This is a genomic window from Streptomyces viridosporus, assembly GCF_002078235.1.
Classification (GTDB): domain Bacteria; phylum Actinomycetota; class Actinomycetes; order Streptomycetales; family Streptomycetaceae; genus Streptomyces; species Streptomyces viridosporus.
The window spans coordinates 31,415-44,861 of record NZ_MSGP01000340.1 but is presented as its reverse complement, the minus strand read 5'-3'; the positions used below and the strand labels follow the sequence as shown (position 1 = coordinate 44,861).

Below are 13,447 nucleotides of genomic sequence, written 5' to 3'. Positions count from 1 at the left end.
CGCCGCGCCCGGCGAAGGACCGGGCCGCCGCCGGCCCGGTCCCGCGAGGGTCCTACCGTGCTTCGGGCCCGTTGCCCTCGTTCGGCCGCCGCAGCGGTACGGCTCCCGTGGCGGGCGGGACGGACGGCATCGGCGGAACGGGCACCGTCCTCCCACCGGACACTGCCGTACCACCGGGGGCCGCGCCACCACCGGATGCCGCGGTGCCGCCGGAGGGCACGTGCCGCTGCCCGGGAACGGCGGCCCGGGCCGGGGTGGGCCGGGCGGCGTTCCGCAGGGCGAGGGCGAGGGCGCCCAGGACGACGGCCGTGATCAGCGCGGCGGCCCAGTCCGGCAGGACCAGGGCGAGCGCGAGCCCCGCGGCCAGCGCGACGGCCGCGCCCGCGTACAGGGCCACGGCGCCGGACGCGGCGTACAGGGCGGCCTTGCGCCGCTGCTTGCGCGTCTGTTCGCGCAGTTCGTCGCGTACGGTCTCGCGCGCCACCTGAGCCAGCTCGTCGACCAGGTGCTTGTCCAGATGCTCCAAGTGCTCCAAGCGCTGCATGGCCGTCGGGTACCCGGGGGCCCGGGGCGCGTAACGTCCCCGGGGGCGGGGTGTGGAGATCGTCCGGGAGCGGTCCCCGGGCCCGGCCCGGCCCAACTAGGCTCGTTCCCATGGAGATTCTGGGTGCCACACTGCGCGTCTGCGTCGACGACATCGAGACCGCCATCCCCTTCTACGAGCGGTTGGCGGGCGGCCGGGCCCTCCGGTTCGAGCGGGGCGGTGTCCAGGTCGCCGCGGTGGGCTGCTTCCTGCTGATGAGCGGCCCCGCGGCCGAGTTGGAGGTGCTGCGCAAGGTCGCGGCGACGATCGCGGTGAAGGACGTGGAGGAGGCCCACCGGGTACTGGCCGAGCTGGGCGCCGACATCATCGCGGGCCCGGTCCCCACCCCGGCGGGCCGCAACCTGATCGTGCGTCATCCGGACGGGGCGGTCTACGAGTACGTGGACCGCCACCCCTCCTAGCCGGTCCGGTCACGGCCCGGACCCGTCATGGCGTGGGTCCGTCACGGTCCGGACCCGTCACGGCGTGGGCCGCATGCGGAAGTCGTGGCGCTCCGGCAGCGGTTCGTCGGTGAGCGCGCTCCACAACCGTCCGATGACCTCGTCCCCCTCCCTCAGATCGGCGGCCTCGAAGCCCGCGTCGAACACGGCACGGGCCTCCTCGCGCCGCCCCTCGGCCAGCAGCAGCCCCGCCTCGATCAGCCGGAACCGCCCGCGCTCCCGGGTCCCGGGATCCAGCCGCTGCCACACCGACCGCGCGTCCCCCGTGCGCCCCACCGCGAGCAGCGCCTCGACCGCCTCCCGCCCGAGCGCGGCGGTGACGGCGGTCCACGAGCCGTCGTCGTCCCCGGCCTCACGGCGCACCCGCCACAGGTCGTCGAAGGCCTGCGCGTAGCGCTCCGCGGCCCGCTCGGGGTGACGGTCCTCCTGGTCGGCGACCGCGAGGCAGCGCAGCGCCGGCCACCGCACCGGGGCGTGCCGCAGCCCCCGCTCCCAGCTGCGCACCGCCTGCGCGCGGTCGCCGGCGTGCCACTGGGCGACGCCGAGGTGGTACTCGGTGAGCGGGGTGGCGGGTGCCGTCTCCAACTGGTCCCGCCAGTGCCGGGCGACCAGCGTCCCGCCCGGCGGCCGGCTGTCCGGCGGCTCGGGCAGGGACCCGGCGCGCAGCAGGTGCAGCCAGGGCTCCTGCTCCTCGCCCAGGGTGCTCTCGTCGAAGGGCGTGCCGGGCAGCTTCCAGCCGGCCCGCAGCACTTCCAGCGCGCCCCAGCCGGAACCGGTGGCGAGCCTCTCGCCGGGTTCGGTGTCGGCGTACGGCTGCCAGGCGGTGCGGGCGGCGTCGACGTCGGCGCGGGGCAGGACCGCCTCGAGCCGGTCCTCCGCCGCGCGCAGGACGCCGGTCCACTCCCCGTCCGGCCGTGCGTCGAAGGGGCCGTACGCCTCCATCCAGGACACCTCGCTCCCGGCTTCGAGCCGGACGTGTTCCAGCTGGGTGCGGGCGAGTCCGGCCTGGATCTCGCAGTAGCCGCCGGTGCCGGGCTCGGTGAGCCACTCCTGCCAGCGCCGTCCGCCGGGTCCCCTCCCCCACACGAACAGCTTCCGGCCGCCGAGTTCGTCGGTCGAGGTCTGCACGAGGCCGCGGCCGTCGGCGTCCAGGGCGGCGATCCAGCGCCTGCGCCGCTCGGGCACCTCGTAGAAGTAGTCGGCGGCGTAGGTGCTGTTGCGCGGGTAGGTGCGGTCGGTGCCGTCGTGCACCGGGACGGGGACCCGGCGCAGCCGGCGCTCGTAGCCGAACTGCCAGGCCTCCTCCGCGGGGGCGAGGACGCGGCAGTCCTCGGGGACGGCGATGTTGGACCACCAGTAGGTCGGCACCGGTTTCTCGTGCGGGTTGCGGATGCGGACGCCGACGTACAGGAAGTCCGAGTCCTCCGGGAGCCAGAGGTCGACCTGGAAGGGCAGGTCGCGCAGGCGCTCCCATTCCCACAGGCGCAGCATCTCCCCGCCGTCGGGAGCGGGGACGCGGGCGGCGTGCACGGGTGAGCAGGACAGGGCGGTGTGGCCGGTGGCACCGATGTTCCACTCGATGCCGCCGGAGAACCAGGCACCGTTGAGGGCGAAGTTGGCGGGCTGGAACACCGGGTTGCGGTAGAGGAGTTCGCGGCCGGTGGGCCGGTGGACGAGGGAGCCGATCCGGCCCCCGAGGCCGGGCAGCACGGTGACGCGCAGCCGGTCGTTCTCGATCACGAGGGTGTCGACCGGGCGCGGCTCGCGCCGGCGGTCGTAGCCGTCGCGGACGCGGACGGGCAGCAGGCTGTGCAGGGGTGCGTAGCCGATCTGCCGGGCCATGTCGCGCGGCAGGTCCTCCTTGTCGCGGTCCTCGACGCGGTGCGTCTCGTCGAGGGGCCGCAGCGGGGGCAGCGGGTTGTCGGGGCCCAGGTGCGCGGCGGGCAGCGTCAGTACCTCACGTCGGATCGTCGTCACGATCTCCATGGAAGCCGCCGCGGGCCCGCCTGCACAGGGGCGTCACGGGTCAGGATTGCGCAAAGGCGGACACCAGGGTGTCGGCGAGGAGCGCGCCGGCCGTCGCGTCCGGGTCGAGGTCGGGGTCGTAGATGGTGACGGTGATGCCGACGCACTGCGGTGCGGCGAGCAACGGGCGCAGTAGGGCGAGGAGTTCGTCCGGTTCGAGGCCGCCCGGGTCGGGGCTGTCGACGGCGGGCATGACGGAGGGGTCGAGGACGTCGGCGTCCAGGTGCACCCAGAACCCGTCGAGTCCGGGCGCGGCGTAGGACTGGGCGGTGGCGCGGGCGAGGGCGTCGGCACCCCATTCCCGCAGGTCGCCGACGGTGACGACGGGGATCTTCAGGGCGGCGAGTTCGGCGCGTTCGTCCTCGAAGTAGTCGCGGATGCCGAAGAACCGCACGTCCTCGTCGCGCAGATAGGGCCGCAGCCCCTCCAGGTCGGTGAGGTCCTCCTGTCCGCGCCCGGTGGCCAGTGCGACCTCCTCGCCGCCGGCGGCGCCGACGCGGTCGGAGTTGCCGGGGTGCCGGAAGTCCGGGGAGGCGTCCACGGCGACCAGCCCGTACCGGCCGAGGCGGCGCAGCGCGAGGGAGGCGCCGAGCTGGACGGAGCAGTCACCGCCGAGGACGACGAGCAGATCGCCGGCGCGGACGTGGTGTTCGACCCGGTCGGCGAGCTTGCGGGTGTAGGCGGCGAGGGCGGCCGCGTTGAAGACGCCGTCGCCCTCCCGCCAGTCGCCCCGGTCGTAGCGCGGCGGCACCACCACCCCGCCCTCCACGGCCTTCAGCCGCTGCACGATCCGCTGCTCACGCAGTGCGCCGGCGAGCTTGTGGCAGCCGGGCACGGTACCGGGGGCGGGTGGACGCAGACCCAGGTTGGAGGGGGCGTCCACCACGACGATGTTCCTCATGTGATCATCCTCGCCGACGGCGGTGACGCCTTCAACGACTTCGGCCACCTCGCGCGGTCCGGCGGACGGCGGCCCGGTCGTGCGCCGTCAGCCGGAGGCCGTCATCTCGCTGGTGATCGCCCAGCGTTCGTGGTCGCGCCAGGCGCCGTCGACGAAGAGCATCTTCGGCGAAAAGCCCTCGAGGCGGAAGCCGCAGGCGCGGGCCAGGGCGATGGACGCGGCGTTGCCGGGCTGCACGTTGATCTCCAGCCGGTGCAGCCCCATCGGGCCGAAGGCGTACCGCACGACGAGGTCCAGCGCCTCGCGCATCAGCCCGCGCCCCGCCGCGTGCGCGAAGGCCCCGTAGCCCAGCGCGCCGCACCGGAAGCCGCCCCCGACGATGTTGTTGATGTTGATGAACCCGGCGAGGGCGCCGTCCGCCTCCTTCTCGCAGACCAGGAAGCCCGCCTTCGTGGGGTCCTCGATCAGCCGCCCCGCGTACGCGGAGTACGCCGAGAGGTCGTCCGGCGGGAACAGCCAGGGGTGGTGCAGGTCCTTGCTCTCCCGGACGCGGGCGGTGAACTCGGTGCCGTCCGCGCGGGTGAAGCGGCGGATGCCCACGCGGGGGCCCTCCGCGAGGTACGGGGACGAGGTGTGCGGCATCCCGCCACCCTACGGGAGGCCGCCGACACCGCCGTGCGAGGACATCACGGGCCCCGGGCCACCGGACTTCCGGGGTCCCCCGGGCCCTCCCGGCGGGCGACCGGCCCGGTCCGTGCGGGGACCGGGCCGGGCGGGTGCTCAGTCGCCGAGCGCCGGTTCGTCCAGCGTGAGCGTCCCCGCGTCGGCGTCGAGTTCGGCCGCGACGCCGAACGGCACGGTGAGCGCGTCGTCGCAGTGCCCGAACCCGAACTGTTCGGCCACCGGTACGCCGAGGCCGCCGAGCCGGTCGGCGAGCAGCGCCCGCACCCGGTCGTACGGCTCGCACTGCGCCCAGGACCCGAGCAGCAGCCCCGAGACCCCGTCCAGCCAGCCGGCCCGCAGCAGCTGGGTGAGGCAGCGGTCCAGCCGGTACGTCTCCTCCCCCACGTCCTCCAGGCACAGCAGCCCGCCGCGCGCGCCGGGTCGGGCGTGCGGGGTGCCGAGGTCGGCGGCGAGCAGCGAGAGGCAGCCCCCGAGCGTGACCCCGCGCGCCCGCCCGGGGACGAGCGCGGTGCCGTCGGAGTGGATGGTGCGGACGGTCTCGGGGGCGAAGAGGGTGGCCCTGAGGTGGTCCTGCGCCCGCGCGTTCTTGGTGAAGTCGACGCCCGCGGCCATCGGGCCGTGCAGCGTGACCAGGCCGAGCCGGACCGCGAACGCCTCGTGCAGCGCGGTGATGTCGCTGAAGCCGACGAACACCTTCGGCCCGGCCGCCCGCATCGCGGTCCAGTCGAGCAGGTCGACCATGCGCTGCACGCCGTAGCCGCCGCGGGCGCAGATCACCGCGTCGACGGCCGGGTCGCACCAGGCGGACTGCAGGTCGGCGGCCCGGTCGGCGTCGGCGCCCGCCAGGTAGCCGAACGCGCCGTGCCGGTCCAGGACATGGGGTGCCACCACGGGGTCGAGGCCCCAGTCGCGCAGCACCTCGAGCCCGGCCCGGAGCCGTTCCTCGGGCACCGGGCCGCTGGGCGCGACGACGGCCACCCGGGCGCCGGGGGCCAGTCGGGCCGGCCGTCGCAGCGGTTCCACCCGGCTCATCCGGCGAGCTCCAGGACCGGGACGTCCGGCACCTTCAGTCCGAACACCTGGGCGTACAGGGAGAGTTCCGCCTCGAGTGCGCGGATCATGGTCTCCGCGCGGCGGAACCCGTGCCCCTCCCCCTCGAAGGCGAGGTAGGCGTGCGGTACTCCCCGGCCGGCCAGCCGGGCCAGGAACCGCTCGCACTGCACGGGCGGGCAGATCACGTCGTCCAGGCCCTGGAGCAGGACGAACGGCGCGGTGAGCCGGTCGGCGCGGGCGACGGGCGAGCGTTCCTCGTACCGTTCGGGGACCTCGGCGCGCGGGCCGATCAGGCCCTCCAGGTACTGGGACTCGAAGTCGTGGGTCTCCCCGGTGCCCCAGCCGGTGAGGTCGAGCACCGGGTAGATGATGGTGCCGCAGGCGTAGACGTCGGTCGTGGTGAGGGAGGCGGCCGTGGTCCAGCCGCCGGCGCTGCCGCCCCGGACGGCGAGCCGTTCGCGGTCGGCGGTGCCCTCGTCGGCGAGGGCCAGCGCGACAGCGGCGCAGTCCTCGACGTCGACCACGCCCCACTGCCCGCGCAGCCGGTTGCGGTACGCGCGCCCGTATCCGGTCGAGCCGCCGTAGTTGACCTCGGCGACGCCGATGCCGCGCGAGGTGAAGTAGGCGATCTCCAGGTCGAGCACCAGCGGCGAACGGCCGGTGGGGCCGCCGTGCGCCCAGATCACGTACGGGGGCTTCTCGTCCGCGGGGCCGGCGCACCCGGGGTGGTGCGGCGGGTGGACGTGGGCGTGGATCTCACGGCCGTCCGGCCCGGTGAACGTGCGGCTGTACGGCTCGGGGTAGTACGCGGGGTCCACGGCGTCCTGGTGCGCGGAGCCGATCACCCGGGCCCTGCCCGTCCTGGTGTCCAGCTCCACCACCTCGTGGGCGCTGCGCGGGCCGGCCCCGACGGCGACGACCCGCTCGCCGTGCGCCGCGAGGGTGGGCGTGAACTCGGTCCAGGGCCCGGCGGCGTCGACGACCTCGCCGGTCTCGGGGTCGAGTATGCCGAGGGCGGCGGCGCCCCGGCCGTGCACCACGGCGATCAGACCGCTGTCCAGCGGGGCGAACCAGCGTGACCCCAGCTTCCACAGCGGCCCGCCGAACTCCTCCTCGCGCGGGCAGAGCGCCTCCCCGTCCCGGTAGAGGTTCCACCAGCCGGTGCGGTCGCTCGCGTACAGCAGCCGGCCGTCGTGGGTCCAGTCCACCTGGGCGACGGACTCCTCCGGTCCGCCGGCGACCGTCCGGACGTCCTGGAGGGTGCCGTCGGGGGTGACGTCGGCGAGGAGCAGCTCGGTGCCGTCCCACGGCATGCGCGGGTGGTCCCAGGCGAGCCAGGCGGCGCGCCGCCCGTCCGGCGTCAGGCGCGGTCCGGTGACGAACCGGTGCCGGTCGTCGCTCAGTTCGCGCACGGCGCCCCGGTCCTCGGCGGCGGAGCCGTCCAGCGGTACGGCGGCCAGGACGCGGCGCACGTCGCTGGGCCCCTCGCCGGTGAACTCCTCCAGGACGCACCACACCTCGCCGCGCTCCGGCAGCAGCACCGGCTCGGCCCAGCGCAGCCCCTGCCCGACCGGGGACACCGGGGTGAGCGGGCGCGGCTCGCCGCCCGGCTCGTACCGGTACAGGCGCTGGTCGGCGAAGTTCGCGAACACCACGAGCGGTCCGCCGTCCCGCGCGGTTCCGGCCCAGGGACGGCCGCCGTACTCGATGACCCGGCTGCGCACGTTCCACGGCGCGGGCAGGACGGACTCCTCGGTGCCGTCGGAGTGCCGCCGCACCAGGGTGCGCCGGCCGCCCTCGGCGGGCCGGGGCTCGGTCCACCACACCTCGTCGCCGACGAAGCCCGCGTACTCCGGGCTGCCGTCGTGCGCCGCGGCCGTGGCCGCGTCGATGGGCGAGGGCCACTCGCCGTACGCCAGGATCCGCACTGTCTCCCCCACCGCTCAGGCCGTCCGCAGGAACCGGTCGAGGACGCGGACGCCGAAGTGGAGCGCCTCGACCGGGACGCGCTCGTCGACCCCGTGGAACAGGGCCTGGTAGTCGAGGCCCTCCGGCAGCTTCAGCGGCGCGAACCCGTAGCCGGTGATGCCCAGCCGCGAGAACTGCTTGGCGTCGGTGCCGCCGGACATGCAGTACGGCACCACCTGCCCCTCGGGGGCGAACTCCTCCACGGCGGCCCGCATCCGCCGGTACGTCGGCGAGTCCACGGGCGACTGGAGGGCCGTCTCGCGGTGGTGGAACTCCCAGTCCACGTCCGGTCCGGTGAGCCGGTCCAGGGTCGCGCGGAACTCGTCCTCGCCGCCGGGCAGGAACCGGCCGTCGACGTACGCCACGGCCTCCCCGGGGATCACGTTGACCTTGTAACCGGCGTCCAGCATCGTCGGGTTGGCGCTGTTGCGGACGGTGGCCTCGACGAGCTTCGCGGCGGTGCCGAGCTTGTCCAGCAACGCGTCCACGTCGGTCAGGTCCGTCTCGATGCCGTACACGGCGGCGAGTTCGGTGAGCGCGGCCCGCACGGTCGGGGTGAGCCGCAGCGGCCACTCGTGCTCGCCGATCCGGGTAACGGCGGCGGCCAGGCGGGTCACCGCGTTGTCCCGGTTGACCTTGGAGCCGTGACCGGCCCGGCCGCGGGCGGTGAGCTTCAGCCAGCCCGTGCCGCGCTCGCCGGCCGCGATCGGGTACAGCTGCCGCCCGTCGCCGTCGTGGAAGGTGAACGCGCCCGATTCGCTGACGCCCTCGGTGCAGCCCTCGAAGAGGTGGGCGTGCCGGTCGGCGAGGAAGCCGGAGCCGTCCTCGGCGCTGTCCTCCTCGTCGGCGGTGAAGGCGATCACCACATCGCGCCGGGGCCGCACGCCCTGGCGGGCCCAGGCCCGCACCACGGCGAGGATCATCGCGTCCATGTTCTTCATGTCGACCGCGCCGCGTCCCCAGACGACCCCGTCGCGGACCTCTCCGGAGAACGGGTGCACGCTCCAGTCGGCGGCCTCGGCCGGTACGACGTCCAGGTGGCCGTGCACGAGCAGCGCGTCGGCCGACGGGTCGCTGCCCTCCAGGCGCGCGACGACGTTGGTCCGGCCCGGGGTGCGTTCGAGGAGCACCGGCTCCAGTCCCGCCTCGGCGAGCCGCGCGGCGGCGTACTCGGCGGCGGGCCGTTCCCGGCAGTCGCCGCCGCCCCGGTTGGTGGTGTCGATCCGGATCAGGTCGGACGTGAACGTCACGACCTCGTCCAGGGCCCGCTCGTCAGCCATACTGCTCCTCCACCGCGTTCGAGGCGATCGTGGTGACCGCCTTGAAGGTGCGGATTCCCTCGTACATGGTCGCGCTGGTGTACGCGACCTTCCGCTCCCCGGTCCGGGCCACGCCCGGCACCACGGTCACGGCCATCGCCAGGTGCTCGGCGTCGAACTCCACCGCCACGGTGAACGGCCCGCCGTCGACCGGCTCCCGGCGCACCGCCAGCGCGGTCGCGTCCTTCGCCGCCGCGCGGATGTCGGCGGCCGTCCTGGCCGGTGTGCGGCAGACCGCGGCGTACCGCGACACATGGTCCTTGACGGCGACCTTCCGCGCCTCGGGCGCGTAGCCGAGCGCGTCCTCGCACGCGACGTCGTCGCCGGTGACCAGCACCACCGGCACGCCGTACTCGGCGACCACGTGCGCGTTGAGCAGGCCCTCGCTGGCCCGTACGTCGTTCACCCACACACCGGTGATGGAGTTGGCGAGGAAGGTGTGCGCGAGGACGCCCTCCATGCCGGCGCCGGCGTGGTAGCCGATGAACGCGATGCCGTCGACGTCGCCGTGCTGCACGCCTTCGACCATGGACAGGGACTTGTGCCGCCCGGTGAGCATCTGCGCCCGTTCGTCCAGCCGCTCCAGCAGCAGGTTGCGCATGGTCCAGTGGGCCTCGTTGATCAGCACCTCGTCGGCGCCGCCGTCGAAGAAGCCCTGCACGGCCGCGTTGACGTCGGAGGTGAACATCGACCGGCACCGCTCCCACTGGGGAGTCCCCGGCAGCACGTCGGCCGGCCAGGTGACACCGGTGGCGCCCTCCATGTCGGCGCTGATGAGGATCTTCATTCGGCACACGCTACGTGGTCCGGCCGATTTCCGGCCACCCTGTGGATAACTCTCACTGGTCCAGACCGGTAACGGTCCGGCCCGGCACGGGACCGGGCACGTCGGCCACGCGTGCCCTACGCGGTGCGTCCCGCCACGTACCAGGCGGACGGCAGCACGATGCGGACGCCGTCGGGGCCGTGCTCCGTGGTGGTCAGCGGCAGGGTGCCGCCCGCCGTCACGGTCAGCCCGGCCGCGGTGAGGAACTCGGGCACCGCCGCGTCGTCCACCTCACCGGGAGCGATGCCGTGCCGCAGGACCGGCGCGAGCTTGGGCGGCGGGCCGGCGGGTCCGGCCGCCAGGCCCTTCAGGAGCGCTCCGGCGGCCCGGGAGGGCTCGACGAGGAAGGCGCGGCCGCGTTCGCCGACCAGGGTGGCGAGGCCGTCCACCAGGGGTTGCCGGTCGCCGGCCTCGCACTGGTGCAGGACACCCCGCACGTGGACGTTGGCGTCGCCGATCTCCCCGTGCAGGGCCCGGGTCGCGCTCTTCTCGGCGGCGTCCAGTTGCCGGTACGCGGCCCGGCCGGCCGGATCCGCGCGGCGGGCGCGGTCCAGGGCGGCGGCGGACAGGTCGGCGCCGAGGACGCGCGGGAAGCGGTCGGCGAGGAAGCGGGTCTGGGTGCCGTTGCCGCAGCCGAGGTCCACCAGGGGCAGGCCGGGATCGGACAGGTGCGGTGCGAACAGGGCCAGGTGGCGGGCCGCCGCCAGGGCGGGCTCCGCGTCCCAGAACACCGCGCCGGGTTCCTCCGGCGCCTCGCGCCAGAAGCCCTCCCAGGCCTCCCGGTACCGACCGGTCACGCTCATGCCCGCCCCCCGGGGTGCGACGCCGACCCGTCCGTACGGTGTATCGCGCCCCGGACGCGCGGACAAGCGCCCGGGGCATTCCTTCACGGCTCGTTCGCCCCCCCGGGCACACCGGCGCGCGCCCCTCTCCGGCACACCAGTGCTCGCCTCTCTCCCGCACACCGGTACTCGCCCCTCTCCGGCACGCCGGCCTTCCATGCGGTACCGGCTCAGCGCCGTGGGAGCGTCAGCTCGAACCACACGCTCTTGCCGGACTTCGTCCGGCTCGTCCCCCACTCGCGCGCGAGGGTGCTGACCACGCGCAGCCCGCGCCCGAACTCGTCCCCCGGGCGGGCGTCGAGCAGCGTCGGCAGCTCGTGGTCGTCGTCCTCCACCTCGCACAGCAGCGTGTCCGCGCGCACCAGCCGCACCGCGACGGGACCCGTGTGGGAGTGCCGTACGGCGTTGGTGACGAGTTCGCTCACCATCAGCTCCGCGGTGCCGGCCAGCCCCGGCAGTCCCCATGTGCGCACCTGCTCGCGGACCGCCGCGCGCGCCCGGGGGACCCCGGACGGCTCGGGGGTGAGCCGCCACTCGGCGACGTCGTCCGGTCCGATGCCGCCCAGGCGGGCCATGAGCAGGGCCACGTCGTCCTTGCGGCCGCCGCGCGTGTTCAGGGCGCGGATGATCGTGTCGCAGGCGTCGTCCATGGAGGCGGCCGGATGGGCGGCGGACTCGCACAGCGCGGCGAGCCCGACACCGATGTCCTCGCCGCGCACCTCGACCAGCCCGTCGGTGCACATCACCAGGCGGTCGCCGGGCTCCACCCGCACCCGTACCGCCTCGAAGGGCACCCCGCCGACGCCGATGGGCGCGCCGGTGGGCAGGTCGAGCAGTTCACTGCGCCCGTCCGCGGCGCGGACGAGGACGGGCGGTATGTGTCCGGCGTTGGCGAGGTGGAGTTCACCCGCGACGGGGTCGTACACGGCGTACAGGCAGGTCGCCAGATAGGTGTCGCCGAGCCGCTGGGCGAGGTCGTCGAGGTTGCGCAGCAGTTGCGCGGGCGGCAGGTCCAGTCCGGCCATGGTCTGCACGGCGGTGCGCAACTGCCCCATCATCGCCGCCGAGTTCAGCCCGTGTCCCATGACGTCGCCGACGACGAGCGCGGTGCGGGCGCCGGGCAGCTTCACCGCGTCGAACCAGTCGCCGCCGACCCGGCCCAGCAGGGTGCCCGGCAGGTAGCGGGTGGCGATGTCGCAGCCCGCCATGCGCGGCGGGATGTGCGGCAGCATGCTGTCCTGGAGCGTCTCGGCGACGTTCTCCTGGTGCATGTACATGCGCGCGTTGTCGAGCACGAGGCCGGCGCGGGCGGCGAGTTCGGCACCGGTGACCCGGTCCATGTCGTTGAAGACCTGCCGCTCGGGGTGACGCAGCAGGATCATGAAGCCGAGGACGACGGTGCGTGCCTTCAGCGGGACCACCAGCATGGAACGGCCGGTGATCAGCGGCCGGATGTCGCGCTTGTCGAACTGCGAGGCGATGGCGTGCCCCATCTCCTCGCTGATGCGCGGCACCAGCACGGGTTCGCCGGTGGTCATGCACTGGAAGAACGGCGTGTGCGCCGGGAAGGGCATGGCCTCGCCGACCGGGACGACGTCGTCCCAGCGGCCGGGTTCGTCGGTGTGCTCCACGGCGACCCGGTGCCACAGGGTGGTGGTGTCCGGCACCCCGTCGCCGAACCCCTCGCCGGCGACGACCTGTTCGCGCAGATAGGTGCCGGCGACGTCGGTGAAGCGGGGCACGACGGCCTTGCTGACCTCGACGATGGTGCGCGCGAGGTCGAGGGAGGTGCCGATCCGGGAGCTGACCTCGTTGAGGAACTCCAGGCGCTCCCGGACGGCGGCGTACTCGAGGTCCTCGCCCTCGTCCCGGAGTTCCTCGGGCACCGGCTCGCCCGCCGCCGACGCCCGTGCGGCCCGCTCCCGGCGCTCCCGGCGCTCGACCCGCCGGGGCACACCCCAGTCGGGAGTGACCGGCACCCGGTCGTTCTGGCTGAACTCCAGGACCGGGTAACCCAGTTCGAGTACCTGCGTGACGATGCGGGCGCCGTCGGCGACACTCATGCTGGGCAGGATCTCGGGGAGCTCGCGGGCGAGGTCCTCGGAGCCGGGGAAGTCGGTGTGCAGGGCGAAGCCGGGCGCGATGCGCTCGAACGCGCCGGCGCCGTCCGTGTGCAGTCCGTCCGCGCCGACGGCCAGCACCAGCAGCCGCTCCGCTCCCGGGCCCACCAGCGGATAGGCCCACCACAGCACGTCGGCGCGGTCCTGCCCGGGCACGGCCAGCCGGGCACGGCCCGCGGCCGGGTAGGCGAGCCCCCGGCCGAGGGAGGCCCCGAGGTCGGGGCCCGGTCCGTCGTCGACCGCGTACGCCCCGTACGGGACGGCCTCGTCCTCCTCTTCCCCTTCCTCGGGCAGTGCTCCGAGGACCGGCAGCAGGTCGACGGCCGGGCGGCCGAGCGCCTCCTCCCTGGCGAGCCCGAACAGGCGCCGCGCACCCCTGCTCCAGTGGGAGACGAGTCCGCCGCGGTCCACCACGACGACGGCCAGCGGGACACGGCCGGCGTCGGTGCGTTCGGCCGCCGTGCCGCGCCCGGCCCGATGGCCGGGAGGTGCGTCCTGCTCGGTGCCACGGTCCATGGCCCAGGCCCTCTCTCCCCCGGCAAGATCTGTACCGCCGTCACCACCGTACGGCGGCGGCCGGTCGCGATGTGCGGCAACCCGTGAATTGCCCGCGGGGGCCCGCGCCGGCGGGTGTGCGGGCGCTCCCGCCGGCGCGGGCGGCCGGC

Annotated in this window: 11 protein-coding genes; 1 reads left to right on the top strand and 10 read right to left on the bottom strand. The window is 74.8% G+C overall.

Features of this window, described 5'->3' with window-relative positions; all coding sequences use genetic code 11:
- Positions 1–52: 52 nt before the first annotated feature.
- A complete protein-coding gene (locus B7L92_RS23760) occupies positions 53–544 on the bottom strand; it encodes a phage holin family protein (protein WP_081239469.1) in 492 nt (163 codons plus the stop codon).
- Between the two features lie 110 nt (positions 545–654).
- Between B7L92_RS23760 and B7L92_RS23755 the strand changes: the two genes are divergently transcribed.
- Positions 655–1,005: a VOC family protein gene (locus tag B7L92_RS23755; protein WP_004981064.1), complete on the top strand. Its 351-nt coding sequence runs from the start codon at positions 655–657 to the stop codon at positions 1,003–1,005.
- 57 nt (positions 1,006–1,062) lie between these two features.
- On the opposite strand, the gene B7L92_RS23750 is transcribed toward B7L92_RS23755, so the two are convergent.
- From B7L92_RS23750 to B7L92_RS23710, 9 genes are all read right to left on the bottom strand, one after another.
- A complete protein-coding gene (locus B7L92_RS23750; protein ID WP_081239468.1) occupies positions 1,063–3,030 on the bottom strand; it encodes a DUF5107 domain-containing protein in 1,968 nt (655 codons plus the stop codon).
- A 40-nt stretch (positions 3,031–3,070) separates the two neighbouring features.
- Positions 3,071–3,970 carry an arginase family protein gene (locus B7L92_RS23745; RefSeq protein ID WP_081239467.1) on the bottom strand — a complete coding sequence of 300 codons (900 nt, stop codon included), beginning with the start codon at positions 3,968–3,970 and terminating at the stop codon, positions 3,071–3,073.
- A gap of 87 nt (positions 3,971–4,057) precedes the next feature.
- Entirely contained in the window at positions 4,058–4,612 is a 555-nt protein-coding gene (locus tag B7L92_RS23740; protein WP_081239466.1) for a GNAT family N-acetyltransferase, read from the bottom strand.
- Between the two features lie 138 nt (positions 4,613–4,750).
- Complete coding sequence (locus B7L92_RS23735; protein WP_081239465.1) at positions 4,751–5,686, bottom strand: S66 peptidase family protein; 936 nt, start codon at positions 5,684–5,686, stop codon at positions 4,751–4,753.
- Positions 5,683–7,647 (bottom strand): prolyl oligopeptidase family serine peptidase, encoded by a 1,965-nt coding sequence (locus B7L92_RS23730; RefSeq protein WP_107501584.1) that lies wholly within the window; start codon positions 7,645–7,647, stop codon positions 5,683–5,685. Before B7L92_RS23730 ends, B7L92_RS23735 begins: the two co-directional genes overlap by 4 nt.
- Before the next feature lie 3 nt (positions 7,648–7,650).
- The gene (locus B7L92_RS23725; RefSeq protein WP_081239463.1) at positions 7,651–8,955 is read right to left on the bottom strand and encodes a M20/M25/M40 family metallo-hydrolase; all 1,305 of its coding nucleotides are present in this window, start codon (positions 8,953–8,955) and stop codon (positions 7,651–7,653) included.
- On the bottom strand, positions 8,948–9,781 hold the full coding sequence (locus tag B7L92_RS23720) for a M55 family metallopeptidase (protein ID WP_081239462.1): 834 nt from the start codon (positions 9,779–9,781) through the stop codon (positions 8,948–8,950). Before B7L92_RS23720 ends, B7L92_RS23725 begins: the two co-directional genes overlap by 8 nt.
- A 116-nt stretch (positions 9,782–9,897) precedes the next feature.
- Positions 9,898–10,623, bottom strand: a complete 726-nt coding sequence (locus B7L92_RS23715) for a methyltransferase domain-containing protein (protein ID WP_081239461.1) — start codon at positions 10,621–10,623, stop codon at positions 9,898–9,900.
- 209 nt (positions 10,624–10,832) lie between these two features.
- Positions 10,833–13,298 (bottom strand): SpoIIE family protein phosphatase, encoded by a 2,466-nt coding sequence (locus tag B7L92_RS23710; protein WP_081239460.1) that lies wholly within the window; start codon positions 13,296–13,298, stop codon positions 10,833–10,835.
- Positions 13,299–13,447: the final 149 nt, after the last annotated feature.

Coding starts and splice junctions, on each gene's coding strand:
- B7L92_RS23760 (WP_081239469.1), bottom strand. CDS start 544: ATGCAGCGCTTGGAGCACTTGGAGCATCTGGACAAGCACCTGGTCGAC.
- B7L92_RS23755 (WP_004981064.1), top strand. CDS start 655: ATGGAGATTCTGGGTGCCACACTGCGCGTCTGCGTCGACGACATCGAG.
- B7L92_RS23750 (WP_081239468.1), bottom strand. CDS start 3,030: ATGGAGATCGTGACGACGATCCGACGTGAGGTACTGACGCTGCCCGCC.
- B7L92_RS23745 (WP_081239467.1), bottom strand. CDS start 3,970: ATGAGGAACATCGTCGTGGTGGACGCCCCCTCCAACCTGGGTCTGCGT.
- B7L92_RS23740 (WP_081239466.1), bottom strand. CDS start 4,612: ATGCCGCACACCTCGTCCCCGTACCTCGCGGAGGGCCCCCGCGTGGGC.
- B7L92_RS23735 (WP_081239465.1), bottom strand. CDS start 5,686: ATGAGCCGGGTGGAACCGCTGCGACGGCCGGCCCGACTGGCCCCCGGC.
- B7L92_RS23725 (WP_081239463.1), bottom strand. CDS start 8,955: ATGGCTGACGAGCGGGCCCTGGACGAGGTCGTGACGTTCACGTCCGAC.
- B7L92_RS23720 (WP_081239462.1), bottom strand. CDS start 9,781: ATGAAGATCCTCATCAGCGCCGACATGGAGGGCGCCACCGGTGTCACC.
- B7L92_RS23715 (WP_081239461.1), bottom strand. CDS start 10,623: ATGAGCGTGACCGGTCGGTACCGGGAGGCCTGGGAGGGCTTCTGGCGC.
- B7L92_RS23710 (WP_081239460.1), bottom strand. CDS start 13,298: ATGGACCGTGGCACCGAGCAGGACGCACCTCCCGGCCATCGGGCCGGG.